General features: G+C 72.6%; 24 protein-coding genes and 2 tRNA genes. 23 read left to right on the top strand and 3 right to left on the bottom strand.

Going from position 1 to position 26,083, the window contains the following annotated elements; translation table 11 throughout:
• Positions 1–31: 31 nt before the first annotated feature.
• The 13 genes from ACFYZL_RS13925 to ACFYZL_RS13865 all read left to right on the top strand — a co-directional run bounded on the left by ACFYZL_RS13925 (position 32) and on the right by ACFYZL_RS13865 (position 13,157).
• Complete coding sequence (locus tag ACFYZL_RS13925; protein WP_384749677.1) at positions 32–1,117, top strand: ROK family protein; 1,086 nt, start codon at positions 32–34, stop codon at positions 1,115–1,117.
• 262 nt (positions 1,118–1,379) lie between these two features.
• Positions 1,380–2,186: a hypothetical protein gene (locus ACFYZL_RS13920; protein WP_384749680.1), complete on the top strand. Its 807-nt coding sequence runs from the start codon at positions 1,380–1,382 to the stop codon at positions 2,184–2,186.
• 121 nt (positions 2,187–2,307) lie between these two features.
• Positions 2,308–3,072, top strand: coding sequence for a GntR family transcriptional regulator (locus ACFYZL_RS13915; protein WP_384749683.1), 765 nt, complete (start codon positions 2,308–2,310; stop codon positions 3,070–3,072).
• Positions 3,073–3,231: 159 nt separating this feature from the next.
• Positions 3,232–4,353: a TIGR03364 family FAD-dependent oxidoreductase gene (locus ACFYZL_RS13910; RefSeq protein WP_384749686.1), complete on the top strand. Its 1,122-nt coding sequence runs from the start codon at positions 3,232–3,234 to the stop codon at positions 4,351–4,353.
• Between the two features lie 5 nt (positions 4,354–4,358).
• A complete protein-coding gene (locus ACFYZL_RS13905; protein WP_384749688.1) occupies positions 4,359–5,075 on the top strand; it encodes a phosphonatase-like hydrolase in 717 nt (238 codons plus the stop codon).
• Positions 5,072–6,121 (top strand): ABC transporter ATP-binding protein, encoded by a 1,050-nt coding sequence (locus ACFYZL_RS13900; protein WP_384749690.1) that lies wholly within the window; start codon positions 5,072–5,074, stop codon positions 6,119–6,121. Before ACFYZL_RS13905 ends, ACFYZL_RS13900 begins: the two co-directional genes overlap by 4 nt.
• A 286-nt stretch (positions 6,122–6,407) precedes the next feature.
• Positions 6,408–7,223 carry a 2-aminoethylphosphonate ABC transporter permease subunit gene (locus tag ACFYZL_RS13895; protein ID WP_384749713.1) on the top strand — a complete coding sequence of 272 codons (816 nt, stop codon included), beginning with the start codon at positions 6,408–6,410 and terminating at the stop codon, positions 7,221–7,223.
• A complete protein-coding gene (locus ACFYZL_RS13890) occupies positions 7,210–8,007 on the top strand; it encodes an ABC transporter permease (protein WP_384749693.1) in 798 nt (265 codons plus the stop codon). The genes ACFYZL_RS13895 and ACFYZL_RS13890 overlap by 14 nt, the downstream gene beginning before the upstream one ends.
• 72 nt (positions 8,008–8,079) lie before the next feature.
• Entirely contained in the window at positions 8,080–9,162 is a 1,083-nt protein-coding gene (locus ACFYZL_RS13885) for a 2-aminoethylphosphonate ABC transporter substrate-binding protein (RefSeq protein ID WP_384749695.1), read from the top strand.
• A 146-nt stretch (positions 9,163–9,308) separates the two neighbouring features.
• Positions 9,309–10,847 carry an alkaline phosphatase family protein gene (locus ACFYZL_RS13880; RefSeq protein WP_388678885.1) on the top strand — a complete coding sequence of 513 codons (1,539 nt, stop codon included), beginning with the start codon at positions 9,309–9,311 and terminating at the stop codon, positions 10,845–10,847.
• A gap of 110 nt (positions 10,848–10,957) precedes the next feature.
• A complete protein-coding gene (locus ACFYZL_RS13875; RefSeq protein ID WP_376655647.1) occupies positions 10,958–11,737 on the top strand; it encodes an HAD-IIA family hydrolase in 780 nt (259 codons plus the stop codon).
• Between the two features lie 128 nt (positions 11,738–11,865).
• On the top strand, positions 11,866–12,498 hold the full coding sequence (locus ACFYZL_RS13870; protein ID WP_384749701.1) for a hypothetical protein: 633 nt from the start codon (positions 11,866–11,868) through the stop codon (positions 12,496–12,498).
• Positions 12,495–13,157: a class F sortase gene (locus ACFYZL_RS13865; protein WP_388678881.1), complete on the top strand. Its 663-nt coding sequence runs from the start codon at positions 12,495–12,497 to the stop codon at positions 13,155–13,157. Before ACFYZL_RS13870 ends, ACFYZL_RS13865 begins: the two co-directional genes overlap by 4 nt.
• 59 nt (positions 13,158–13,216) lie before the next feature.
• Here the strand turns inward: ACFYZL_RS13865 and ACFYZL_RS13860 are convergent.
• Positions 13,217–13,290 (bottom strand) — tRNA-Lys (locus ACFYZL_RS13860).
• 250 nt (positions 13,291–13,540) lie between these two features.
• On the opposite strand from ACFYZL_RS13860, the gene ACFYZL_RS13855 reads away from it, so the two are divergent.
• From ACFYZL_RS13855 to ACFYZL_RS13835, 5 genes are all read left to right on the top strand, one after another.
• Positions 13,541–14,857, top strand: a complete 1,317-nt coding sequence (locus tag ACFYZL_RS13855) for a peptidoglycan-binding protein (RefSeq protein WP_384749716.1) — start codon at positions 13,541–13,543, stop codon at positions 14,855–14,857.
• An 11-nt stretch (positions 14,858–14,868) separates the two neighbouring features.
• The gene (locus ACFYZL_RS13850) at positions 14,869–17,076 is read left to right on the top strand and encodes an SPFH domain-containing protein (RefSeq protein ID WP_388678878.1); all 2,208 of its coding nucleotides are present in this window, start codon (positions 14,869–14,871) and stop codon (positions 17,074–17,076) included.
• Between the two features lie 228 nt (positions 17,077–17,304).
• Entirely contained in the window at positions 17,305–17,916 is a 612-nt protein-coding gene (locus tag ACFYZL_RS13845) for a lytic polysaccharide monooxygenase (RefSeq protein WP_384749708.1), read from the top strand.
• Between the two features lie 26 nt (positions 17,917–17,942).
• Positions 17,943–19,631, top strand: a complete 1,689-nt coding sequence (locus tag ACFYZL_RS13840; protein ID WP_388678874.1) for an AMP-binding protein — start codon at positions 17,943–17,945, stop codon at positions 19,629–19,631.
• 64 nt (positions 19,632–19,695) lie between these two features.
• Positions 19,696–19,769: transfer RNA gene (locus ACFYZL_RS13835), tRNA-Lys, on the top strand.
• A 101-nt stretch (positions 19,770–19,870) separates the two neighbouring features.
• Here the strand turns inward: ACFYZL_RS13835 and ACFYZL_RS13830 are convergent.
• Positions 19,871–20,629 (bottom strand): IclR family transcriptional regulator, encoded by a 759-nt coding sequence (locus tag ACFYZL_RS13830; RefSeq protein ID WP_384750253.1) that lies wholly within the window; start codon positions 20,627–20,629, stop codon positions 19,871–19,873.
• A 228-nt stretch (positions 20,630–20,857) separates the two neighbouring features.
• Here ACFYZL_RS13830 and ACFYZL_RS13825 point away from each other — a divergent pair, with 228 nt between their 5' ends.
• From ACFYZL_RS13825 to ACFYZL_RS13805, 5 genes are all read left to right on the top strand, one after another.
• On the top strand, positions 20,858–22,006 hold the full coding sequence (locus ACFYZL_RS13825; RefSeq protein ID WP_388678870.1) for an LLM class flavin-dependent oxidoreductase: 1,149 nt from the start codon (positions 20,858–20,860) through the stop codon (positions 22,004–22,006).
• Between the two features lie 15 nt (positions 22,007–22,021).
• Positions 22,022–22,375, top strand: a complete 354-nt coding sequence (locus tag ACFYZL_RS13820) for a hypothetical protein (protein ID WP_388678867.1) — start codon at positions 22,022–22,024, stop codon at positions 22,373–22,375.
• 253 nt (positions 22,376–22,628) lie between these two features.
• A complete protein-coding gene (locus ACFYZL_RS13815; protein WP_388678864.1) occupies positions 22,629–24,326 on the top strand; it encodes a glycosyl hydrolase family 18 protein in 1,698 nt (565 codons plus the stop codon).
• Positions 24,327–24,483: 157 nt separating this feature from the next.
• Positions 24,484–25,332: a helix-turn-helix transcriptional regulator gene (locus tag ACFYZL_RS13810; protein WP_388678861.1), complete on the top strand. Its 849-nt coding sequence runs from the start codon at positions 24,484–24,486 to the stop codon at positions 25,330–25,332.
• A 40-nt stretch (positions 25,333–25,372) separates the two neighbouring features.
• On the top strand, positions 25,373–25,480 hold the full coding sequence (locus ACFYZL_RS13805) for a DUF397 domain-containing protein (RefSeq protein WP_388678858.1): 108 nt from the start codon (positions 25,373–25,375) through the stop codon (positions 25,478–25,480).
• 30 nt (positions 25,481–25,510) lie between these two features.
• On the opposite strand, the gene ACFYZL_RS13800 is transcribed toward ACFYZL_RS13805, so the two are convergent.
• A complete protein-coding gene (locus ACFYZL_RS13800) occupies positions 25,511–26,077 on the bottom strand; it encodes an ALF repeat-containing protein (protein ID WP_388678855.1) in 567 nt (188 codons plus the stop codon).
• Positions 26,078–26,083: the final 6 nt, after the last annotated feature.

Below are 26,083 nucleotides of genomic sequence, written 5' to 3'. Positions count from 1 at the left end.
CCGAAGCGCAAGGAGGGTGGAGAATGGCCGGGTGAACAGGGGTAGTGGGGACGGGCGCGGCGGCGTGAACCTGCCGGGAGTGCGCGGGCACAACGAGGCCCTGCTGCTGGACCTGCTGCGCGGCGCCGGCCGGCAGGGACTGGACCGCGCAGCGCTCGCCGCCCGTACAGGGCTCACCCCGCAGGCCGTCAGCAAGATCACGGCGCGGCTGGCGGCGGACGGCCTGGTCGCGGAGGCCGGCCGCGCGGCGTCCACCGGCGGCAAACCGCGGACCCTGCTGCGGCTCGTGCCGGAGGCGCGGTGCGCGGTCGGCGTGCAGATCGACCGCGACGAGCTGCGGGCGGTACGGGTGGACCTCGCGGGCGGCCTCCTCGCCGAGATCCGCGGCCCGCTGGACTTCGGGGCCGGCCCGGACGCGGTGGTGGAGGAGGTCGTACGGGCCCACGCGCGCGTACGGGGGCCGGTGGAACCGGCGCTGCTGGGCGTGGGCGTGGCCGCACCGGGGCCGCTGGATTCCGCGCGCGGGGTGATGGGGCGGGTGACGGGGTTCCCCGCGTGGGAGGGGTACCCGCTGCGGGAGGTGCTGGAGCGGCGGCTGGGGAACGGGGCGCCGGTACGGGTGGACAAGGACACCAACGCGGGCGTCGCCGGGTCGGTACCGGCCGGGGCGACCGGCGGGGCCGCGTACCTGCACGTCGGGAGCGGGCTCGGCGCGGGGCTGTGGCTGGGCGGCGGAGTCCATCGCGGAGGCCGGTCGGCGGCGGGGGAGTTCGGGCACCAGGTGCTCAGCCTGGACGGCCCGCCCTGCCGGTGCGGGGGGCGCGGGTGCGCGGAGGTGCTGTGCCTGGACGCGGTGGCCCGCGGGGACCTCGTCGGGGCGGCGCGGATCCTGGGGGAGGGGGCGGCGAACCTGGTGGCGCTGCTGGACGTGGACCGGGTGCTGTTGGGTGGGCGGGTCGTCGACGCGGCCCCGGAGGTGTTCGTGGCCGGGGTCCGCGGGGTGCTCGCGGCGCGGCGGCTGAACCCTGATCCGCCGGTGGTGGCGGTGGCGGCGGTGGGCGTGGCGGAGGGCGCGGCCCAACTGGTCCTGTCCCCGTTCTTCGGCCGTGCGGGCTGAATCCGCCCGGGCTGACGCGCCCGGGCTGACCCGCCCGGGCTGACGCGCCCGGGCTGACGCGCCCGGGCTGACGCGCCCGGGCTGAATCCGCACGGGCCGCAACGGCTCGTCGGCCGATCGGGCGGAAACCGGGGTGGGGCGGGCGCGGCTGCGGTCAGGGGTGGGGGGCGGCGTGGCAGGGTGCGGGCTGGACCGGGGTGATTGTCGGCTGGTCCGACCGATGTCCCGTCCCATCCCATCCGGCGAGCAGTGAGGGTCCTCCATGCGGCGACTGCGCACAGCCCTGGCCCTCACCGCCGTCGTCTGCGCCGCCGCGGTCGCCACCGCCCCCACCGCCGGCGCGGACATCGGCACCGGCGGCGGTGCCCGCCCCGCGCCCGCGATGCCCTCGCGCGCGCTCGCCACCTGCGGCGACGGGAAGAGCGCCGCGTTCCCCATCGGGGCGCGGATCCGCGGCGGGCCGGCCGTGTACCGGACCGGGGGTGGACCGCAGAGCTGGTACCTGGACCTGACGAACGGCACGAACTCCCGGTGCACGGCCATCCATCCCGTCGTCGTCTTCACGGACAAGGCCCGCGCCCTGCGCCCCGCTCACCTGCGCATGGACTTCGACGCGCCCGGCGGCCCCTTCCCGGTCAGCCTGGAGCGGACCGACCGCGACGAGATCATCGCGGTGTTCGACGGCGGCGACGCGTTCCCCGGGTTCAGCGTCGGGCCCGGCGGAAACCTGACCGTCAAGGTCTCCCTCTCCTTCGCCCCGGACGCCCCCACCGGCGAGGTCGTCGCCGACGCGGCCCTCGTGCAGCGCAAGGGCGACGACGGTGACTGGGTCGGGGAGGCGGGCGGCTACCGGTTCTCCGTCGAGGGCCCGGACAGCGACACCGACGGGTACGGGGACGGGTACGACTTCGGGGACGGGGACGGGGACGTCGGTGCGGCGGGCTCCCTCGCCCACACCGGCAGCGGCCACCGCGACCTGGCGTACGGGGCGGGCGCCGCCGCCGTTGCGCTCCTCGCCGGCGGCGGGCTCGTGCTCGGCGCCCGGCGGCTGCGAAACCGTACCCGCTGAACCGCGCCCGCTGAACTACCCCTGCCGAACCGCGCCCGCCGAACCACCCCCGCCGAACCGCGCACCGGCCGCCGAACCCCCGTACCGCGGCCGGGACATCCGTCCCGCATAGAGTCCCACCGTGGAAGAACAGAACCCGCCGCACCGCCCCGGCTCACCCGTGCGCTCCGGTATCCCCGAGCACGGCCGCATCCCCAAGTACTACGCCGTCAAGGCCCGGATCGCCGGACTGCTCGACGAGCTCGGCGAGGGCGGGCTGTTGCCCACCGAGCGCGATCTCGCCGAGCGGTACGAGGTGTCCCGAGAGACCGTCCGGCAGGCCCTGCGCGAGCTCCTGCTGGAGGGCCGGCTGCGCCGCTCCGGTCGCGGGACCGTCGTCGCCGGGCCCAAGCTGGAGCAGCCGCTGTCGCTGGCGAGCTACACCGAAGGGGTGCGGCGGCAGGGCCGGCGCCCGGGGCGTCACCTCATCGGTCTGGAGCGGTTCCCCTGCCCGCCCGACCTCACCCCCGACATCGGCGCCGAGGCCGGCGAGCCCGTCTGGCACCTGGAGCGCGTGCTGCTCGCGGACGACGAGCGCGTCGGCGTGGAGAGCACGTACATCCGGGTGGCCCGCGCGCCCCGCCTGGACAGCGATTTCCAGCCCGACTCCTCCTTCTACGGATATCTGCGCGACAGCCTCGGGATCTCCTTCGGCGACGCCGACGAGAAGCTGGAGACGGTCCTCGCGACCCCCCGCGAAGCCCTGCTGATCGGCACCCCGCCCGCGCTCCCGATGCTGCTCATCCACCGTTTCTCGCGGGACACGGACGGCCGGCCGCTGGAGCGGGTGCGTTCGCTCTACCGTGGTGACCGGTTCAGCTTCACGACCCGCCTGCGCCCCGAATAGCCAGCCGGGAAATGGTGCATAGGGGGTGATGCGGGGCGAAGTCGGGGAGTGGTTGGATCACGAGAAGGTAACGGGTCTAGTCCAAGCTTGGGGGGCTGTTCACCGACGCGTTGCCCTTCGGATCCCGCTCCGTCACGGTGCGCGGCCACTTTGGTCGGCGTGAGAGTCATAGTCGTCGGAGGCGGCGTGGTCGGCACCATGCACGCCTGGCAAGCAGTCCAACGCGGCCACGAGGTCGTCCAGATCGAGCGCGAGGCGGAGGCCCGCGGCGCGTCCCTGCGCAATTTCGGCCAGATCTGGGTCAGCGGGCGGGCCGGGGGCGAGGAGCTCGACACCGCCCTGCGGGCCCGTGAGCTGTGGGAGAGCATCGGCGCGGAGGTGCCCGGCCTGGGCTTCCGCGCCATCGGCTCCCTCACCCCCGTCCGCGGCGAGCACGAGTACGCCGTCGCCGAGGCGGCCCTGGCCCGACCCGATGCCGCCGCCCGCGGCTACAAGCTGGTCACCGCCGAAGAGGCCCGGCAGATCAACCCGGCCCTGCGCGGCGAGTTCGACGCCGCCCTGTGGTGCGAGCGGGACGCGGCCGTCGAGCCGCGCACCGCGCAGCCGCACCTGAGGGCGGCGCTGACCGCCACCGGCCGCTACACCTTCCTCCCCGGGCGCGAGGTCCGCGAGGTCGTCGGTACGGGCGCCGTCCGCGACGACCACGGTGACGTCCACCGCGGCGACGTGGTCGTCCTCGCCACCGGAGCCTGGCTGTCCGGCCTGGTCCGCGAACTGGCCCCCGAGCTGCCCGTGCGCCGTGTCCGCCTCCAGATGATGCAGACCGCCCCGCTCGGCGAGCCGCTGACCACCTCCGTCGCGGACGCCGACAGCTTCCGCTACTACCCCGCCTACAAGGGCGAGGCCCTCGACGCCCTCAACGCCGAGCAGGCGCAGGCGCCGGTCGCCGCGGCGCACAAGATGCAGCTGCTCATGGTCCAGCGCCAGGGCGGCGGGCTGACCATCGGCGACACCCACGAGTACGAGCACCCCTTCGCGTTCGACACCCTCGAAGACCCGTACGAGCACCTCGTCGGGGTCGTCGAGTCCTTCCTGGGCCGCCCCCTGCCGAAGATCCGGCGCCGCTGGGCGGGCGTGTACGCGCAGTGCACCGACACCACCCGCGTCGTCCACCGCCAACAGGTGGCCGACGGCGTCTGGCTGGTGACCGGGCCCGGCGGACGCGGCATGACGTGCTCGCCCGCCATCGCCGAGACCACCGCGAACGAACTGGGCTGGTGAGCCGCATGACCATCGAAACCGACAACCGCAGGCTGATCGTCCTCGACATGGCCGGCACGACCGTCGCCGACGGCGGCCTCGTCGAGCGGGCCTTCGAGCGGGCCGCCGACCACCTCGGGGTCGAGCCGGGCAGCGCCGACCACGCCGCGAAGCTCCAGTACGTCCGTGACACCATGGGCGAGTCGAAGATCTCCGTCTTCCGCCGGCTGTTCGGTACGGAGGAACTCGCCCAGCGCGCCAACTCCGCCTTCGAGCAGGCCTACGGGGAACTCGTCGACGCCGGCCTGATCTCCGAGATCCCCGGCGCCCGCGCCGCGATCGAGCAGCTCCGCGCCGAGGGCCGCACCGTGGTCCTGACCACCGGCTTCGCCCGCGTCACCCAGGACGCCATCCTCGACGCGCTCGGCTGGCAGGACCTCGCCGACCTCACCCTCTGCCCGGCGGACGCGGGCGGCCGCGGTCGCCCCTACCCGGACATGGTGCTCGCCGCCTTCCTGCGGACCGGCGCCGTGGACGACGTACACGAGATCGTGACCGCGGGCGACACCGCCTACGACATGCTCAGCGGCACCCGCGCCGGCGCGGGCACCGTCGCCGGCGTCCTCACCGGCGCCCACGAGCGCGCGGCGCTGGCCGGACACGGCGCCACCCACGTACTCGGCTCCATCGCCGAACTCCCGGCGCTCCTGGACGCGCCGGCACTCCGGGCGGAGTCGGCGTGAGCGGCATACGTTTCGACGGGGTCAGCGTCGCGTACGGCGGCAACACCGTCCTGGACTCCCTCGACCTCACCGTCGAGCCCGGCGAGGTGATGGCCCTGCTCGGCCCCTCAGGATCGGGCAAGACCACGGCGCTGCGCGCGGTCGCCGGATTCGTCCGGCCCGCCGCCGGCCGCGTGCTCATCGGCGACCGGGACGTCACCGCGCTCCCGCCGCACAAGCGCGGCATCGGCATGGTCGTCCAGCAGTACGCCCTCTTCCCGCACATGCGCGTCGAGGACAACGTCGCCTTCGGCCTCAAGGCGCAGAAGGCGCCCAAGGAGGAGATCCCCGGGCGGGTCGCGGAAGCCCTCGAACTCACGGGCATGGCGGCCTACGCCAAGCGCTACCCCCGCGAACTGTCCGGCGGGCAGCAGCAGCGCGTGGCCATCGCCCGGGCGCTGGCCATCCGCCCCGGGGTCCTCCTCCTGGACGAACCCCTCTCGGCCCTCGACGCGCAGCTGCGCTCCGGGATGCTCGCGGAACTGGCCCGACTGCACCGCGAGTTGCCGGACGTCTCCATCCTGTACGTCACGCACGACCAGGTGGAGGCGCTCACCCTGGCCGACCGGATCGCCGTCATGGACAAGGCCCGGCTCCAGGACTGCGGGACCCCGCAGGAGCTGTACCGGGCCCCGCGCACCGAGTTCACGGCGTCGTTCGTCGGCAACGCGAACCTGCTGCCCGTCACGGTCGCGGAGGGCGGCGCGGTGTTCGCCGGGCGGTCCCTGGCCCTCGACGCCGGCCGGGCCCTGCCGGGCTCCACGGCCACTCTGTGCGTACGACCGCACCTGCTCTGCCTAGGCGACGGCCCGAACGCGCTGAGCGGCACGATCGCCGAGGTCCAGTGGCGCGGCTCCACGCACCGGCTGTACGTGGACGTCGACGGGCACCGCGTGAAGGCGGACCTCCCCGAGCTGCGGGAGACTCCGGCGTTGGGGGACCGGGTGACGCTGCACTTCGAACCGCGCGATGCGGTGCTGCTGGCCGCAGGGGTGTCCGATGGGTGAGGCCACGCGGCGCGCGGCCGCCGCCGTCCCGGCCCAGTCCTCCTCCGAGGAGGCTCGGGGCGCCGCCCCGGACCCGGCGCCTCAAACGCCGGCGGGGCTGCAAGATCGGGGCGCCGCCCCGGACCCCGCGCCGCCAACGCCGGCGGGGCTGGACATCCCGCCCTCCGCGCACTCGGCGGAGCCCCGCCGAGCAGCGCCGCAGGACGGCCGGCAGGGCAGCCGCCGAGCCACCCCGCAGGGGAACCCCGGCGGGACCCGCCGAGCGACCCCGCAGGGGACCCGCCGACTGCCGCGCAGCGTATGGGCCGTACCGCCCGTGGCCGTGCTCGCGCTCGTGTTCCTGTACCCGCTCGGGCTGGTGGTCCAGCAGTCGCTCACCCCGGAGAACGGGGGCGGCGCCTTCGACGCGTACGGTTCCGTCTTCGCCTCCGCGTCCTTCCGCGAGGCGCTCGGGAACACCGTCTGGCTCGCCGTCGGGGCCACCGCCGGCTGTCTCCTCCTCGGGTTCACGCTCGCGTTGATCATCGCGTTCGTACCCTTCCCCGGGGCCCGCGGCGTCGCGAAGTTCATCGACGTCTTCCTCTCCTTCCCCTCCTTCCTCATCACCCTCGCCCTGCTCTTCATCTACGGCACCGTCGGCATGGCGAACGGGGTCTGGACCGACCTCACCGGCGCCGCCGAAGGGCCGTTCCACTTCCTCTCCACCCCCTGGGGCGTACTCCTCGCGGAGATCACCTACTTCACGCCCTTCGTGATGCGCCCGCTGCTCGCCGCCTTCTCCCAGCTGGACACCGCCCAGCTGGAGGTGGCCGCCGGCCTCGGCGCCCGCCCCGCCCGGATCGTGCGGCAGGTGATCCTCCCGGAGGCCCTCCCGGCCCTCGCCGCCGGCGGCAGCCTCGTCCTGGTCATGTGCCTCAACGAGTTCGGGATCGTCCTGTTCACCGGAGCCAAGGACGTCACGACGCTCCCGATGCTCGTCTACGGCAAGGCGATCCTCGAATCCGACTACTCGGCCGCCTGCGTGGTCGCCGTCGTCAACATCGCGATCTCCGTCGGCCTGTTCGGCCTCTACCGGGTGGTGAGCAAGCGTGCTGGTGCATAGCAAGACCGGCCGCTGGGCCGCCTGGGGCCTGTTCGGCCTCCTCTTCCTGCCGCTCTTCGCCCTGCCCCTGCTCGTCGTGGTCGCGGCTTCCTTCGCCACCCGCTGGTCGGGGGCCTTCCCCTCCGGCGCGACCACCGCGAACTACGCCTCCGCCGTGCAGGGCGAATCCCTCCAGGCCCTGACCACCAGCCTGGTCACCGCCGTGGTGGCGAGCCTGCTCGCGCTGACCGTCGGCACCTGGGCCGCACTGGCCGGCGCCGCCTTGGGCAGGCGCGGCAAGCGCTCCCTGGACGCGCTGTTCATGCTGCCCGTCGCCGTGCCGTCCGTGGTCGTCGGCCTCGCCGTGCTCGTCGCCTTCAGTCGCCCCCCGGTGCTGCTCAACGGGACCGGCTCCATCGTCATCCTGGCGCACACCGTTCTTGTCACGGCGTTCGCCCACCAGTCGGTTTCGGCCGCCATCGTTCGTCTCGACCCGGCCTACGAGCAGGCGGCGGCCTCCCTGGGCGCCCGCCCCGCGTACGTGCTGTGGCGGGTCAAGCTCCCGCTCCTGCTGCCGTCGCTCACGGCTGCCGCCGGGCTCTGCTTCGCCCTGTCCATGGGTGAGCTGAGCGCCACGATGATGCTCTACCCGCCGGACTGGATGCCCCTTCCCGTCCGGATCTTCACGGCCACCGACCGCGGTTCGCTCTACGGCGGCTCCGCCGTCGCCGTGGTCCTGATGGCCGCCACGCTGATCGTCCTGCTGGCGGTCTCCCGGATCCGCACCAAGGCCTCGTACCGCTGACCGGTCCGGATTCCCCCGCTCCCCACCCCCCGCCACATCCCCGCCGACTCCCTTTCCCCGTGAGGAAGTTCCATGCCCAGCAAACTCCTGCTCCGTACCGCCTCCGCAGTCACCGGCACCCTCGCCCTCGCCGTCTCCCTCACCGCCTGCGGCGGCGCCTCCACCACCGCCGACTCCGGCAAGGACGGCGGCGAGAAGGTCGTCACCGTCTACAGCGCCGACGGCCTCAAGAGCGAGAAGGGCGACGGCTGGTACGACAAGGTCTTCGCCGACTTCACCAAGAAGACCGGCATCGAGGTCAAGCTCGTCGAGGGCGGATCCGGCGAGCTGGTGGCGCGCGCCGCCCGCGAGAAGACGAACACCCAGGCCGACGTCATCGTCACCCTGCCGCCGTTCATCCAGCAGGCCGACGGCAAGGGCCTGCTCCAGTCGTACAAGCCCCAGGGCTCCGACAAGGTCAACGGCGGGGACAAGGCCGCCGACGGCAAGTGGACCTCGATCGTCAACAACTACTTCGGCTTCGTCTACAACAAGAAGGAGCTGCCGCAGGCCCCCAAGACCTGGGAGGAGCTGCTGGACGCCAAGTACAAGGGCAAGCTCCAGTACTCCACCCCGGGCGTCGCGGGCGACGGCACCGCCGTGCTCATCAAGGCGATGCACGACTTCGGCGGCAAGGAGCCGGCGAACGAGTACCTGAAGAAGCTCCAGGCCAACAACGTCGGCCCGTCCTCCTCCACCAGCAAGCTCGCGCCGAAGACCGACAAGGGCGAACTGCTCGTCGCCAACGGCGACGTCCAGATGAACTACGCGCAGTCCAAGTCCATGCCGAACCTGGGCATCTGGTTCCCCGCGAAGGACGGCGGCAAGCCGACCACCTTCGCGCTGCCCTACGCCGCCGGCCTCGTCGACAAGGCCCCGCACACCGAGAACGGCAAGAAGCTCCTCGACTTCCTCCTCGGCGAGGACGCACAGAAGCTGGTCAGCGAGGTCGGCGGCGGCTTCCCGGCGCGCACCGACGTCAAGCCGACCGACGCGAACGCCGTCGAACTCACCAAGGTCATGACCGGTGTCGAGGTCTTCGAGCCGGACTGGGCCGACATCGACAAGAACCTCTCCGCCTACGTCGACGCGTGGAAGTCGGCGACCGGAAGCTAACCGGTCACCTCCCGGTCACCCACGACCGGAAGAGTGACGCTTGCATAACGGATCTGGACCGAAACCCGTCCCTCGGTCCGGGTCCGTACGCACGCCCCCGCAAGGTCCCGCGCCTTCCGCCGCTCACTTGCTCCCAGGAGGAGTACGTGTCCACTGTCCTGCCCGGACGCACCCGCACCCGCACGCTCGCCGTGGCCGTCACCGCCACGGCCCTGCTCGCCGGCGCCCTCGGCGTGCACACCGCCACGGCCACCGCCGCCGCCGCGGCCGGCACCACCGACAAGGTCCTCGTCATCGGCATCGACGGCACGGTCCTCGACCGCGTCAAGGTCGCCAACGCCCCGAACCTGCAGGGTCTGATGGCCCAGGGCATGACCGCCAAGAGCACCCTGTACGCGAACCCGATGGCCGCCACCTCCTCCGGCCCCGGCTGGTCCACCATCGCCACCGGCGTGTGGCCCGACAAGCACGGCGTGAAGGACAACTCCTTCACCGGCAAGAACTACACGGCCTACCCGGACTTCCTGACCCGCATCGAGAACGCCAAGCCGGCGCTCAACACCTACGCGGCCGCCGACTGGGAGCCCATCACCTCCACCGACCAGAACGGCCCGATCTTCTCGTCCAAGGTCGACAAGCGGCTCAACCTCAAGGGCGACCGCGACGGTTACGGCAGCGAGGACCCGAAGATCGCCGCCGCGGCCGCCGCCGAACTGCAGGGCCAGAACCCGGACGCCGCCTTCGTCTACTTCGGCGAGATCGACCACGCCGGCCACACCTCCGGCGCCGCCGGCCAGGAGTACCTGAACGCCATCGCCCGCGTCGACGTGCTGATCGGCCGGCTCCTCACCGCCGTCCAGAACCGGCCCACCTACAACCAGGAGAACTGGAAGATCCTGGTCACCACCGACCACGGCCACACCGACGCCGGCGGTCACGGCGGCTCCTCCATCCAGGAGCGCGGCACCTTCGTCATCGCCAAGGGCGCAGGCATCCCGGCCGGTTCGGTGCGCAACGACGTCAAGCTGGTGGACGTGGCCGCGACCGCGCTCCAGCAGGTCGGCGTCCCCACCACCGGGCTGGACGGCGTCCCGCTGGACTCCCCGGACGACGACCCCTTCGACACCCTGCGCCCCACCCTCCAGGCGCGCGTGGACGAGACGGGCATCCCGGCCGGCACCAAGGGCTTCACGCACACCCCGCCGGCGGGCTGGTCGATCGACAACTCCAAGATGGGTACGGGCGGTGTCACCGAGTGGGCCGGCTGGGCCTTCGCGACCGACGAGTTCTGGAGCCAGGCGCAGCGCGACCAGTGGCGCGAGCTGAACGTCCGCTCCCGTGACGTCTTCGCCGTCGCCGACTCCGACGAGTGGGACGACAAGAGCCACACCGGCGGCTACGACTCCACGCTGATCACCCCCAAGTGGGCGGTCACCGGCGGCACCACGCGCAACCTGACCTTCCAGACGCACTACCGCCACGAGGCCGGGCAGACCGCCCAGGTCCTCGTCTCCTACAACGGCGGGGCGCCGACGGTCGTCAAGAGCTACACGGCCGACGCCGTCGCCAAGTCCGAGTCGATCGCGCTCCAGGTCCCGGCCGGCGCCACCGACGTCCAGGTCCGCTTCCGCTACGCGGGCAGCAACAACTGGTACTGGACCGTCGACAACGTCCGCCTGGGCTAGGCCGTCCCGCGTGTCCGGGCCGTGGACGCCTTCGGTGTCCGCGGCCCGTGCCCGTTAGGGTGGTGGTACAGACCACAGGTCAGAGGCACATCCAGAGCGGAGAGAAGTCCGTGGCAGAGCGCAAGCCGATCGAATCCTGGCTCACCGACATGGACGGGGTCCTGATCCACGAGGGCACCCCCATCCCCGGCGCCGATGCCTTCATCAAGCGGCTGCGCGAGTCCGGCAAGCCCTTCCTCGTGCTGACCAACAACTCCATCTACACGCCGCGCGACCTCCAGGCCCGGCTGTCTCGGATGGGCCTGCACGTCCCCGTCGAGAACATCTGGACCTCGGCCCTGGCCACGGCGAAGTTCCTCGACGACCAGCGGCCGGGCGGCACGGCGTACGTCATCGGCGAGGCCGGTCTGACCACCGCCCTCCACGACATCGGCTACGTCCTCACCGACCACGAGCCCGACTACGTCGTCCTGGGCGAGACCCGCACGTACAGCTTCGAGGCGATGACCAAGGCGGTCCGCCTGATCAACGCGGGCGCCCGCTTCATCTGCACCAACCCCGACGAGACCGGCCCCTCCACGGAGGGCCCGCTCCCCGCCACCGGCGCGGTCGCCGCGCTGATCACCAAGGCGACGGGCAAGAAGCCGTACTTCGCGGGCAAGCCCAACCCGCTGATGATGCGCACGGGCCTGAACGCCATCGGCGCCCACTCGGAGACCAGCGCGATGATCGGCGACCGCATGGACACCGACGTACTGGCCGGACTGGAGGCGGGCATGCAGACCTTCCTCGTGCTCACCGGCCTGACCTCGGTGGCGGACACCGAGCAGTTCCCGTACCGCCCGACGAAGACGGTCGACTCGATCGCGGACCTGGTCGACCTCGTCTGACCCGGCGCGTTCGGCCATGGGGGCGAACCGTGTTTGAGGCGTACGGCTGACAGGGCTGACACGTACGGCGCCGCTCCGGATGCGGAGCGGCGCGCCGCGCGTGAATCTCCTTGACGAGGAGGTTCACCATGCGCAGTGTTCTGATCGCTCTCCGTGCCACCGGAGTGGCCGTCGCCCTGACGGCGCTCACCACGGTGGCCGCGCCCACCGCCCTGGCGGGCGAGGAGGACCGCGGCGACCGCGGCGACCGGGGTGGCAGCATCTCGGTCGAGCCGAACCCGGCCCACCCTGGAGCGGAGGTCAAGCTGCGCGTCCACGGTTGCGAGGGCACCCGGGGCTCGGCGAAGTCCTCCGTCTTCGTGGACGACATCGACCTGTACGGACGCGACGGCGGCCGCAGCCCGCTCTACGGGTCCGGCCGGATCGCCTCGCACGCCTCGCCCGGCTGGCACGCCGTCCGGGTGACCTGCGACGGGCACGACAGGGTCACCGGCTCCATCGAGATCGGCCACCACCCGAGCCACCACGCCTCGCCGGTCTGGCCGGTCCACGCGGGCGGCGGTGGGATGGCGGCCGAGGTCGCCAAGCAGCAGCCGCAGAAGGCCGGCGAAGCGGAGCTGGCCGCTGCCGCCAAGAAGGAGCACGGCGGAGGCGGTCCGGGCCTGCCGCACACCGTGATCGGCGCGGTCCTCGCCGCGGTGGCCACCCTGGCGGTGGCCGGCCGGGCGCTGACCCTGCGCCGCCGACGCAGCGGCGAATGAGCGCGGAGGCCAAGGGTTCCCCCGGCGGGCGGCTGCTGACCTTCGCCGCCTGGTCGGTGCTGGTGCTCGGGCTGTGGCTGTGGGGCCGCCAGATCACCGGGGTCCCCGCCCCGCTCGCCGGACAGCCCGGAGGGACGGTCGGCCCCGGGCTGCCCGCCGCCCGCGCCCCGCTCGCGGGGGCCCTGCCGCAGCGGGTCGACGTGCCCTCCATAGGCATCCAGGCCCCGGTGATCCCCCGGGACCTGGACAAGGACGGCGCGATCGAACCGCCCCCGTACGACAGCCCGGGCACCGTGGGCTGGTGGGGCAAGGGCGTACAGCCGGGCGCGGCGGGAACCGCGCTGATGGTGGGGCACGTGGACACCAGCGCCAAACCCGCGGTGTTCTACGGCCTGAGCTCGGCGCAGCCGGGCGGCAAGGTGCGGGTGGTGCGCGCGGACGGCTCGGTCGCCGAGTTCACCATCGAGGACGTACGGGTCTACGAGCGCGCGGGTTTCGACCCGCACAAGGCGTACGGGCAGCGGGTCGCGGGCCGGGCCGAACTGAGGCTGGTGACCTGCGGGGGTTCGTACGACAAGGAGGCCAAGGAGTACACGGCCAACGTGGTGGTGTCCGCGTACCTCACGGGTGCGGGCGTCCGCCCGGGCACGGCCGCGTAGACGCCCACACAACGAAGAAGCCCCTCGCAGTTTTCACTGCGAGGGGCTTCCTCCGTCTGTGCGCCGCCAGGGACTCGAACCCCGGACCCGCTGATTAAGAGTCAGCTGCTCTAACCAACTGAGCTAGCGGCGCTTGCTGACAGGGAAAACTCTACCCCACTTCCCGGGGTGCTCGTGACCAGCCACGCCCGCCTTGTCCGATTAACCCATGTTTGGGGGGTTTATCGTGCACGATATGTCTGGCCGTACCGCATCTGATGCCCCGCCAGACGCGGTTCGGCCGAACAGTGGACGAGCAGGGGAGTGGACGGAACCGCATGACGATGCAGCCTCCGATGCATGAGCCGATGTACGAGCCGACACCGGCGCCCGAGCGGATGCCGATGTCGATGCCCACCTTCGAGGAGTACGAGCCGGAGGGCGACTGCCCCTGCCGGGGATGCGCGGAACGTCGCCGCGCACTGGCCCGTGCCCGGGCCATACCGCTGCGGGACGGGGGGCATCGCGCGGCGCGCGGCGCACGGCGCGCGCTGGTTCTGGCCACCGCGGCGGGAGCGGTCCTGGGCGGTGGCGGCTCGGCCGCCGTCGCGGTGACCACCCCGGCCCCGGGACCGGTGGCGCACGACGACCCGTCCACCCCCCAGGGCGGCAGGGCCCCGCTGCACGGCCCGAAGGCCGGCCCGGCGGGGAAGCCCGGGGCACCGGGGGCGCCGGCGGCCGCGCTGAAGCGGCTCGACCGGACGACGATGATCAACAGGGCGAAGCTGTGGCTGGACGCGAAGGTCCCGTACAGCATGTCCGACTACTGGACGGACGGATACCGGCAGGACTGCTCGGGCTTCGTCTCCATGGTCTGGAACCTGGGCAGCAACGAATGGACCGGCAGCCTGGACAAGTTCGCCACCCGCATCACGAAGGACGAGCTGCTGCCGGGCGACATGCTGCTCTTCCACAACCCGGCGAACCCGAACAAGGGCTCGCACGTCACCATCTTCGGCGGGTGGGTGGACGAGACCCGCACGCACTACATCGCCTACGAACAGACGCCCCCGGCGATGCGGAAGCTGGCGACGCCGTACGGGTACTGGAACAACGCGACGAAGTACCTCCCGTACCGGTACAACGGCGTCGTCGGCGGGCTCGACACCCCGGGTGCGCCGCCGGAGGGATCCGCGGCCTTCCCGGGCGCGGGGAAGTTCGGCCCCGGGCAGAGCAACGACCACATCGCCCGGCTCGGCCGAATGCTGATCGACCGGGGCGCCTCGCGCTTCTACCCGCAGGGCGCGAGCAAGACCTGGTCCGATTCCGACCGGCTCGCCACGCAGGCCTTCCAGCTCGCCCAGGGCTGGACGGGCGCGGAGGCGGACGGGATGCCGGGCGCGCACACCTGGCGGCTGCTGGTCGACCGCCAGGGCAAGGACATCCCGCCGCCGGTGGGCGGCGCGGCGGGTCCGGGCGGCGTACGGGCCTATCCCGGGGCGTCGGTGTTCCGCCCGGGCTCCTCCCACGAGGCCATCACCGCGCTGGGCCGCCAACTGGTCAAGAAGGGCTTCGGCAAGTACTACCGGACCGGCCCGGGCCCCCGCTGGAGCGAGGCCGACCGCCGTGCCGTCGAGGCGTTCCAACGCGCCCAGGGCTGGCGCGGTGCGGCGGCCGACGGCTATCCGGGCCCGGAAACCTGGCGCCGGCTGTTCGCATGACGGAGGCAAACATGTACCCCACCCGCACCACCACGACCACGGGCACCCTCCGACTCCCCACCCTTCCGGCCAAGCCGGACCCCCACCAGCCCGTGCCCGCCACTCCGGCCCGCTCCGCCTACCCGCCGGCGCCCGCGGAGCCGGAGGCGGATCGAGCGTCGGCATGGGCCGCCGCCCCGCAGGCCCACCCGGCCGGGGCCTCCGCCCCTACGGCGCCCGCCGGGCCGGACGCGCACCAGCCCCCCGCCCGGGCCGCGGTCCCGCCCGCCGCGGAGTTCTGCGAACCGGACGCGTACCAGGCCCCCGCCCGGTCCGCCGTGCCGGCGGCCGTGGACCGGGAACCGCTTCCGGCCCGTGCCCATGCCCGGCCCGCCGAGCCGGAAGCGCACCAGCCCCCGGCCCGGGCCGCGGTCCCGCCCGCCGCGGAGTTCTGCGAACCGGAGCCTTACCAGGCCCCGGCCTGGGTCGCCGTGCCGGCGGCCGTGGTGGCCGCCGAGCGCGAGGCCCACCAGGCCCCGGCTGAGGTGCACGCGCACCCGGGGTCCGGGGCGGAGCCCCGGTTGTGGGAAGGGGCGGGCAGGGGAGCGGCGCCGCAGGCCCCCACCACCCACGCGGCCGCCCCCCTCGTGGCCGCCCCCCGCGAGGCCGCGGACCCCACCGCCCCCCTGCTCGCGACGGCGACGGCGGCGACGGCTGCGACGGCGACAGCGCTGACGATGGCCGCCGAGCCGGAGACGCACCCGGCACGGGCCGGCGGGCCGCAGGCCGTACCCGCACCCGTACCCGCACCCGTACCCGTCCTCGCCCCGCCCCGCGAGGGGCCGGACCCGGGCGCCGGGAACCCCGACGGGCCCGGGGCGGAGCCCCGGTCGTGGGAAGGGGCGGGTGGGGGAGCGGCGCCGCAGGCCCCCACCACCCCGCACGTGGCCGCCCCCCGCGAGGCCGCGGACCCCGAACCCCCCACCACGGAGCACGCGCACACGCACGACCCCGCCACCCTCCGCCTGCGCAGCCACCCCGACCCCGAACCCTCCGGCATCCCCGGCCCCGGCGTGGCCGAGATCGTCGCCCAGGCGGTGGCGCGCGGACTCCGCGCCGAGCCCGACCCGGGGCGGGCGGGCGACGAGGACGACACCCAGGACATCCCCCGACTCCGCCCGGCGGCAGGCCGCGGCACGGCCGTCACCGAGGTCCCGGTGCACCTCCCGTTCCGCGGGGAGCCGCAGCCCACGCGTCCCCCCACCTCCACCCCCGCCTCCACCTCCACCCCCGCCCCGCAACGGCCGACACCGTCCCGGCCCACCCCCGGCCGCCGCGTCCCCCGCGGCGACGACCGGCTGCGGGAGCACCGCGGTCCGGTGCTGCCCGGCTGGATCGGCGTGGTCGTCGGCGGGCTCGCCCTCTCCGGCTGCACCGCCGTCCTGTGGCGGGCCGGGATCCTCCCCGCCCCCCTCGTGGCGGCCTTCGGCGGGACCCCCCGCGCCTACCAGGGCCTGCGCGCCCAGCACTGGCCCCCGCTCGCCTTCCTCGGCATCGTCGCCCTCCTCGCCCTCGGCGGCCTCGGCCGCGCCCGTACCGGCCACGCCTGGGTGCTGACCCTCTTCGGCCGCTACCGCGGCACGGTCCGGCGCACCGGCCTGACCTGGATCAGCCCGCTGCTCCTGCGCCGCCGGGTCGACGTACGCCTGCGCCACTGGCGGAGCGACCCCATGCCGGCCGTGGATTCGGGCGGCCTCGCCCTCCAGGTGGTCGTCCAGGTGGTCTGGCAGGTCAAGGACACGGCCCGGGCGACGCTGGCCGTGGAGGACCACGTCGACTACCTGGCCGAGCAGGTCGAATCGGCCATGGCCCGCGTACTGTCCCAGCTGCCCGCCGACGCCTTCCACGAGGACGCCCCGACCCTGCGCGACGCCGAGGCCGTCGGTGACGCGCTGACCCGGATGCTGGCGGCCGAGACCGAGGCCGTCGGGATCGAGGTGTACTCGGCGCAGCCCACCCGGATCGAGTACGCCCCCGAGGTGGCGGAGGCGATGCGCCGCCGCAGGGTGGCCGCCATCGACGCGAAGCACCGGGACACCGTGCTGACCTCGGTGGTGGACGCCGTGGACGACACCGTCCACCGGCTGACCTCCCGAGGGCTGGTCGAGCTGGACGACTACGAGCGCAAGGCGCTGGTGAAGGACCTCACCGTGGCCTTCTACACGGGCCGGGCGGAGTAGCGCGGAACGGCGGCGGAGCAGCGGCGGAGCAGCGCCGGGCCCATCGGCGGGAAGCGGGAGAACGGGTGGCCGGATACGACCGGACCACCCGTTCCCTCATTGGTCTGGACATGGCCAACTCCCGTCAATAATCTGGGACTTGGTCTAGACCTGAAAAGCGGAACCCGAATCCCGCGCGTGCGCACGCTCTCCCCGAACCTCCCCCCACGTTCAAGGAGCATCAGCATCATGCGTCCCTTCCGCATGCCCGGACGGGCGGCCGGCGTCGCCGCGCTCGGTCTCGGCCTCGTCGCCGGAGCCACCTTGCTCGGCGCCCCCACCGCCAGCAGTCACGGATACACCGACACCCCCATCAGCCGCCAGAAGCTCTGCGCCAACAAGACCGTCTCCAACTGCGGAGCCATCCAGTGGGAGCCGCAGAGCGTGGAGGGCTACAAGGGCTTCCCGGCGGCCGGCCCGGCCGACGGCAAGATATGTTCCGGCGGTCTCTCGCAGTTCGCGGAACTCGACGACCCGCGCGGCGGCGCCTGGCCCACCACGCCCGTGACCAGCGGCCAGAGCTACAGCTTCAGGTGGCAGTTCACCGCCAACCACTCCACCACCGACTTCAAGTACTACATCACCAAGAACGGCTGGACCGGCACCAAGGCCCTCACCCGCGCCGACCTCGAACCGCAGCCCTTCCTCACCGTCGCCTACAACGGCGCCCGGCCCGCCATGACCACCGTCCACCAGGGCGCCATGCCCAGCGGGAAGACCGGCCGCCACATGATCCTGGCCGTCTGGACCGTCAACGACACCCCGATGGCGTTCTACTCCTGCTCCGACGTTCAGTTCTGACGCTTCGTCAGCTACCCTCCGGCGGCATGCGGACGACGACTGCACCGGAAACCGTCGCGGAGCTCGTGGCGCGCCAATGGGGCGATCACCGGCCCGGGCTGATGTACGAGGGCGCCGACGCCCGGCGGCACGTCCTCAGCCACCACCGGACCGCCCAGGAGGCCGCCGCGCGCGCCGCGCTCCTCGTCGACCTCATGCCCCCGGGGGCCGAGCCGCACATCGGGGTGCTGCTCGACAACACCCCGGAGTTCCCGTTCTGGCTCGGGGCGGCGGCCCTCGCGGGGGCCGCCGTCGCCGGGATCAACCCCACCCGGCGCGGCCCCGAGCTGGCCCGCGACATCCTGCACACCGAGTGCCGGATCCTGATCACCGAACGCGCCCACCTGCCGCTCCTGCGCGGCCTGGACCTGCCCGGCGTACGGATGCTGGTCACGGACACCGAGGAGTACGCGGCCCTCCTCGCCCCCTACGCGGCCGCCAAGCCCGGCGACGTGGTGCCGACCGCCCCCGGGCCGGCCACCCGCCTCCTCCTCTACTTCACCTCCGGCTCCACCGGCGCCCCCAAGGCGGCCGTCTGCTCCCAGGGCCGGCTGGCCGGCGCCGGGGCCTCGCTGGCCCGGAGCTTCTCGGTCGGCGAGGACGACGTCCACTACGTCTGCATGCCGCTCTTCCACGGCAACGCGGTGATCGCGGACTGGCTCCCGGCGCTGGTGGGCGGTGCGGCCGTGGCCCTGCGCCGGCGCTTTTCCGCCTCCGCGTTCCTGGGCGACGTACGGGCCTACGGCGCGACCTACTTCACCTACGTCGGGCGCGCCATCCAGTACCTCCTCGCCACCCCGCCCACCCCGGACGACCGCGCGCACTCCCTCCGGCTCGGCTTCGGCACCGAGGCCGGCGCGGTGGACGCGGCGCGCTTCGCCGAACGGTTCGGGGTCCGGCTGGTCGAGGGCTACGGGGCCACCGAGGGCGGCGCCTCCGTCCAGCGGACGCCCGACACCCCGCCGGGCGCGCTGGGGCGGGCGGGGGCCGGGGACGACCTCGCGGTGATCGACCCGGAGACGGGCCGCGAATGCCCGCCGGCCGTCCTGGACGGGCAGGGGCGGCTGTCGAACGGTTCCGAGGCCATAGGGGAACTGGTCAACCGGGGCCGCAGCCTGTTCGAGGGCTACTGGCGCAACCCGGACGCGGAGGCCGCCCGCACCCGGGACGGCTGGTACTGGACGGGTGACCTCTTCTTCCGGGACGCGGAGGGCTTCCTTTACTTCGCGGGCCGTACGGACGACCGCCTGCGCGTCGACAGCGAGAACCTGGCGGCCGCGGTGATCGAGAACATCCTGGCCCGCTGGCCGGCGGCGGAGGCGGTCGCCGTCTACGCGGTCCCGGACGAGGTCGCCGGCGACCAGGTGATGGCGGCGGTCTCCCTCCGGGAGGGCGCCCGCTTCGACCCCGACGACTTCGCCGCCTTCCTGGCCGCGCAGCCGGACCTGGGCACGAAGATGTCCCCGCGCTACGTGCGCATCGTTCCGGCCATGCCGGTCACCGCGACGAACAAGGTCCACCGGGTCTCCCTGCGCCGCGCGGGTTTCCGCTGCGCCCCGGACCCTGTCTGGCACCGCACCCCGACCGGGACCTACACCCCCTTGTCCCCACCGGACCTCTCAGCCCTCCTGGCCCGGTACGCCTCCCACGGCCGATCGCCGCTCTTGGACCGTTAGCCGGCCTGGGGGGGGGTAATGGTTTGGAGCACCCCTCGGGACCAGGTAGTATTTTCTTTGTCAGGCGCCGCTAGCTCAGTTGGTTAGAGCAGCTGACTCTTAATCAGCGGGTCCGGGGTTCGAGTCCCTGGCGGCGCACCTGTACTTCGGGCGGTTTCCGGTTCACCGGAAACCGCCCGAAGTGTTTTCCACGCTTTCCGACCGCTCCACGATCGCCCCCCGATCGCGGCGGACGGGCCTCACAGGGCGAGCGACAGCAGCAGCGGTGCGGCCTTCCGGTTCAGGGCGTCCGCCGCGGCGCGCAGCCGGTGCGCGTGCTCCACGGGCATCGACAGGGCCAGGCAGCCCACCGAGGCGCCGGCCGTGATCGGGACCGCCGCGCAGACGGTGCCCACGGCGTACTCCTGGAGGTCGAGCATCGGCACGGTGGCGGGCTGGGCGTCGAGCTTGGAGAAGAGGATCCGCTCGTTCACGATCGTCTTCGACGTGAGCCGGGCGATCTTGTGCCGGGAGAGGTGGTCGCGCCGCCCGTTGAGGTCGAGCTGCGTCAGCAGGCACTTGCCGACCGCGCTGGCGTGCGCGGCGGAACGGAAGTCGACCCACTCGTGCACCTTGGGCGTGCGCGGGCTGTCGGCGAACTGGGTGATCCTGACCTCGCCGTCCACGTAACGGCTGATGTAGACGGCGGCGCCGACGGAGTCCCGCAGCCGATCCAGGGTGTCCTGGAGCTTGTCCGTCAGGGCTTGCTGCCGGTCGGTGCCGGAGCCGAGCAGAACGAGGGAATCCCCTATGGCGTAGGCGCCGTCGGACACCTGCAGCACGTATCCCTCCCGGCGCAGCATGAGCAGCATCGGGGTGAGATGGACTGCGGGCAGGCCGGTCTCACGCGCGATCTGCACATCGGTCACACCGCCGGTGTGCCGTGCGATCGTTTCGAGTACGCGCAGGGCGTACTGCACCGAGTGGAACGGCGCGGTCGGCTCGGGCTTCAGCGCCACGGTTTCCCCCTACCAGGTTGTTACCGCTTGCTCTACCACGATAGCCATCAAGAGGCCCATGTGGAGCGCCTGTTGAGGAGATTGATGGCTCAATCGCGCCGTCCCGCCTGTGGCTACTCCGATGGCATATGCCAGTGTCATCATCCTCACCTCCGGTGCCGGGAATGCCCGGTCGCCGCCCACGGTTCGAACTCCTCGTACGGACGTGGGCACGGGACGGGAGAGACCATGAGCGACACCGGGGACGCGCGGCGGCGGGACGGCGCGGACGGTGCGGAAGGTGCGGAAGGTGCGGGCCGCGAGGGCGGAGCGGCGGGAGACGCGATCCGCGGCACCGCCCATGGCCGGGCGCCCGTACCTCTCTCCGTGCTGGACCTCGTCACCGTCGGGGCCGGCCGCACCGCCCACGAGGCGCTGCGCACCAGCGTGGCCATATCCCGACTGGCGGAGTCCCGCGGGTACCACCGCCACTGGGTCGCCGAGCACCACTCCATGCCCGGGGTCGCCAGCTCCTCCCCGGCCGTGATCCTGGCCCACCTGGCCGCGCACACCTCCCGGATCCGCCTCGGTTCGGGCGGCGTCATGCTGCCCAACCACGCCCCGCTCGCCGTCGCCGAGCAGTTCGGCACCCTGGAGGCGCTCGCCCCGGGCCGGATCGACCTCGGGCTCGGCCGCGCCCCGGGCACCGACGGCCGCACGGCCGCCGCGCTGCGCGGGCCCGGCCGCCTCGACGAGGCCGCGGACGAGTTCCCGCGGCGGCTCGCGGAACTCACCCGCTTCCTCGACGACGACTTCCCGGACGGGCATCCGTATGCCCGCGTCCACGCCGTACCGGGGCCCGTCCAGGGGCCCACCGGTCGGCCGCCGCTGTGGCTGCTCGGCTCCTCCGGCTTCAGCGCCCGCCTGGCCGGGGAACTCGGCCTGCCCTTCGCGTACGCCCACCACTTCTCGGCGGCCGGCACCCTGCCCGCGCTCGACCTCTACCGGCAGAGCTTCCGCCCCTCGGCCGTGCTGGACGCCCCGTACGCCGTCATCGGTGTCGCGGCACTCGCCGCCGACACCGACGCCGAGGCCCGCGCCCAGGTGCTGACGGGCGCGCTGTCGATGCTGCGGCTGCGCAGCGGTCGGCCGGGTCTGATCCCGACGCCCGAGGAGGCGGCGGCGTACGCCTTCACGCCGCTGGAGCGGGAGTTCGTGGACGGGTGGATGGCGAACGTGGTCCACGGCAGCGCCGAGGAGGTCCGCGAGGGCCTGGACGGACTGGCGAAGCGCACGGGCGCGGACGAGCTGATGCTGACCGCCAACGCCCACGGCGGGGAGGCCCGGTTGCGCTCGTACGAGCTGGTCGCGGACGCGTACGGGATGCCGGTCCGGTAGCCGGGGTGGCCGGTGGTGTCCGCATGGTGCGAGGATCCGGTCACAGCCCCGTCCTCGGCTCCGTCCGCGACTGCGAAGCCGTCCGCCTCCGCGCCCGCGGGCTGCGCCAAGGCCGACCCCGCCGGGTCGGGCGGCGGCGGGAACGACTGCGGCAAGCCGCCGACGCCGCCCGCCGGGGTCAAGATCGTCGAGGTGGGCCTGCACCGTGACGTCAGCGTCTTCGAGGCCATGGACGCCCACATCGACGGGTGCCTGAGCCAGGAGCACCGCACCATCAAGGAGCCCTTCTCCCGCCACGGCAACATCTACGGGATCACGCTCGACGCCGAGGGCGAGGTGCAGACGATGCGCGAGCGCTGGTCGGTCTGACGTGTGCGAACGGAGTTCGGCTGGTTTGTTGCCGAAACCTTGCGCCGAGGTGTCCTAAGGCACCCTTAAACCGCTCGTCACCATGTGTGGCGGGCGGTTTTTGACGTGCTCTCAGGTCTCTGACCAAGGGGTTTGTGCGGGGAGTGGTCTAGTCCTTCTTTGGTCCAAACCATTGACTCGGGTGTCGCGCGATCGCTATCACTTCTCCCACCTGATCTGCCGCGTTCCCCTCCCACCCCCACGGAGCGAGTCCATGCACATCCGCAAACCCCTCGTCGCGGCCGCCGCCACGGTCGCGCTCGCCGCCGGATCGCTGGCGGCCTTCGCCGGACTCGGCGGCGCCGCACAGGCCGCCGACTCCGGCGCCACCGTGAGCAGCGGTGGCGTGAAGATCGCCTACTACGACCAGTGGAGCGTGTACGGGAACGCCTTCTATCCCAAGCACCTCGACACGCGCGGCATAGCGGGCAAGCTGGATGTCATCAACTACTCCTTCGGGAACATCCACCCCACCAACCTCACCTGTTTCGAGGCCAACAAGGCGGCCGGCGACGACAACAACCCCAACGCCGGCGACGGCGCGGGCGACTCGTACGCCGACTACCAGAAGTCCTTCAGTGCCGCGGACAGCGTCAGCGGGGTCGCCGACAAGTGGGACCAGCCGATCGTCGGCGTCTTCAACCAGTTCAAGCAGCTGAAGGCCAAGTACCCCCACCTGAAGATCAACATCTCGATCGGCGGCTGGACGTACTCGAAGTACTTCAGCGACGCGGCGAAGACCGACGCCTCCCGCAAGAAGCTCGTCTCCTCCTGCATCGACCAGTACATCAAGGGCAACCTGCCGGTCGAGGGCGGTTACGGCGGCGCCGGCAGCGCGGCCGGGATCTTCGACGGCATCGACATCGACTGGGAGTACCCGGGCTCGTCGGGCGGGCACCTCGGCAACCACTACGCCCCCGAGGACAAGCAGAACTTCACGCTCCTGCTCAAGGAGTTCCGCGAGCAGCTCGACGCCTACGGCGCGGCCAACGGAGGCAAGAAGTACCTCCTGACCTCGGCCCTCCCGGCAGGCCAGGACAAGATCAAGTACATCGAGACGGACAAGATCGGCGCGTACCTCGACTACGCGAACATCATGACCTACGACATGCACGGCGCCTGGGACGGCGACGGGCCGACGTACCACCAGTCCCCGCTGTACTCCGGCGCGAACGACCCGACGGACCCGATCGCCCCCGGCACGCAGAAGTACAGCATCGACAACGCCATCGACTCCTGGATCGACGGCAACCCGGCCTACGGCATCACGGGCGGCTTCCCCGCCAACAAGCTGACGCTGGGCTACGAGTTCTACTACCGCGGCTGGAAGGGCGTCCCGGCGGGCACGGCGGGCGGCCTCGCCCAGCCGGCCACCGGAGCCTCGGGCGCCCGGCCCACCAGCCAGCAGGCCGGCATCGCCAACTACAAGGAGCTCGGCGGGATCGTCGACAACGCGGCGACCACCTTCTGGGACGACCAGGCCAAGGCCTCGTACTTCTACAAGGACGGCGAGTGGTTCACGGGCCTCAACCAGAGGTCCATCCAGGCCCGGGTCGACTACGGCAAGAGCCGTGGCCTGGCCGGCGCGATGATGTACTCCCTGCTCGGCCTGGACAACAACACCACCCTGCTGAACCAGATCTCGGACGCCCTCGGCGGAGCCACCCAGCCGCCGGTCACCACCCCGCCGACCACGACTCCGCCCACCACCACGCCTCCGACCACGACCCCGCCGACCACGCCGCCCGCGGGCTGCGGTTCGACCCCGGCGTACGTCGCGGGCACGGTCTACACGGGCGGCCAGGAGGTCTCGTACAACGGCCGCAAGTACAAGGCCCAGTGGTGGACGCAGAACGAGACGCCGGGCACCACCGGTGAATGGGGTGTCTGGAAGGACCTCGGCGCCTGCTGATCTCCCCCCACCCCGCGCCGAGCGACCCTCCGTCCCGTCCCCTCTCTCCAGGGGCGGGACGGAGGTGTGTCACATGGTTGCCGCATTCCGGACACCTCTCCGTGTCGGCATCGCTACGCTCGGCCATACGCTTGGTTCCGCTTGGGGGTGCCGTCTCATGGTCCAGGCCCGCGACATCGATCCCAGCGCCTCGCCGCTGGACTACTACAGCTTCGAGCTGCGGCGGCTGAGGGAGGAAGCGGGGCTGAAACAGGCGCAGCTGGGCGCGATCATCTTCTGCACGGGGTCGCTGATCGGCATGGTCGAGAACGGCAAGCGGGTCCCGACGCGGGACTTCTCGGAACGGGTGGACGCGGCCCTCGGTACGGACGGGCACTTCTCACGACTGGTGGGCCTGGTCCTGCGGAGTGCGTTGCCGACGTGGTTTCAGCCGTTCGCGGCAATGGAGGCCAGGGCGTCGTACATCTCCACGTATCAGGCGCAGCTGGTCTACGGGCTGCTACAGACGTCCGAATACGCGCGCGCCGTGCTGGCGACCGGGATGCCGGATGGGCTGGACGACGTGCTGGCCGCGAGGTTGGATCGCCAGCGGATCCTGGAGCGGGACCACCCGCCCATGGTGTGGGTCGTGCTCGACGAAGCCGCGCTGTACCGGCCGATCGGTGGCCTGGATGTCATGCGGGACCAGCTGGCCCATCTGCTGAGCTTTCGCGACAAGCGATGGGTGAGGATCCAGGTGCTGCCCTTTGCGGCAGGTGAACATGCCAGCCTCATCGGCTCGTTCACCGCCATGAGGTTCGACGCTGAACCGGACATGGTCTATTCGGAGGACCTGATCTCCGGACACATGACGGCCAACCCTGACACCGTCAAAGAAGCCGCGCTTCGTTACGCTCACGTGCAGGCTGCTGCTCTCTCCGTGGAGGCTTCGGCGGCATTGATTGTCCGCGTAATGGAGGAACGTTATGGGCACCAACCAGGACCTGGCCAACGCGCGGTGGCGTAAGTCCAGCTATAGCGGAAACACCGGCGGGGAATGTGTCGAGGTGGCCGCCCAGCCCTGCAAGGTCGCCGTCCGGGACTCCAAGAACCCCGACGGGCCCGCCTTCACCGTGGCGCCGGAGGCCTTCGCGGCCTTCATCCGGAGTCTCTGAGCAGGCGGACCCCGCCGGAGGCGGCCCGGATCAGACCTGGAACTGGCCGACCGTCACGAAGTACCGGAGGTCCTCCGGGGTGCCGTCCAGTGCCTTGTTGGCCGCCGCGCGCAGGGCGTCGCTGATGCCCGGGCGGGCCAGGACGCGCAGCACGGTGACGCGGTCGTCCTCGGCCTGGGCGAGGCGCAGGCCGGTGGCCAGGAACGTGGCGCGGTCGGCGGCGGTGCCGCTCAGGGCCTCGTTCGCCTCGCGGACCACGGCCCGGCCCGGCTTGCCCGCCAGAAGCCGGAGGATGGCGACCGCGTTGTCCTCGTCCCGCGCGCGGGCGAGGCCCGTGGTCAGGAAGGTGACGCGGTCCTGCGGGGTGCCCGAGAGGGCCGCGTTGGCCTCGCGGATCACTCCCTTGCCGCAGGCGCGGTCGGTCAGCAGCTTGACGATGGTGAAGGCGTTGTCGGTGTCCTTCGCGCCGACCTTGGCCGTCGCCCCGCAGACCGGCGTGGTGGCCGGGGCCGTGGCGGCGAAGGACGGGGTGGAGAGCAGCAGGGCCGGGGCCAGGGCGGCGGCGGTCAGGGCGAGCGCGACGCGGCGCGTGTTCATGGAGGT

This window comes from Streptomyces sp. NPDC001717, from assembly GCF_042892775.1.
Taxonomy (GTDB): Bacteria; Actinomycetota; Actinomycetes; order Streptomycetales; family Streptomycetaceae; genus Streptomyces.
The sequence above is the reverse complement of the archived record's forward strand: the minus strand, read 5'-3'. Positions and strand labels throughout refer to the sequence as shown.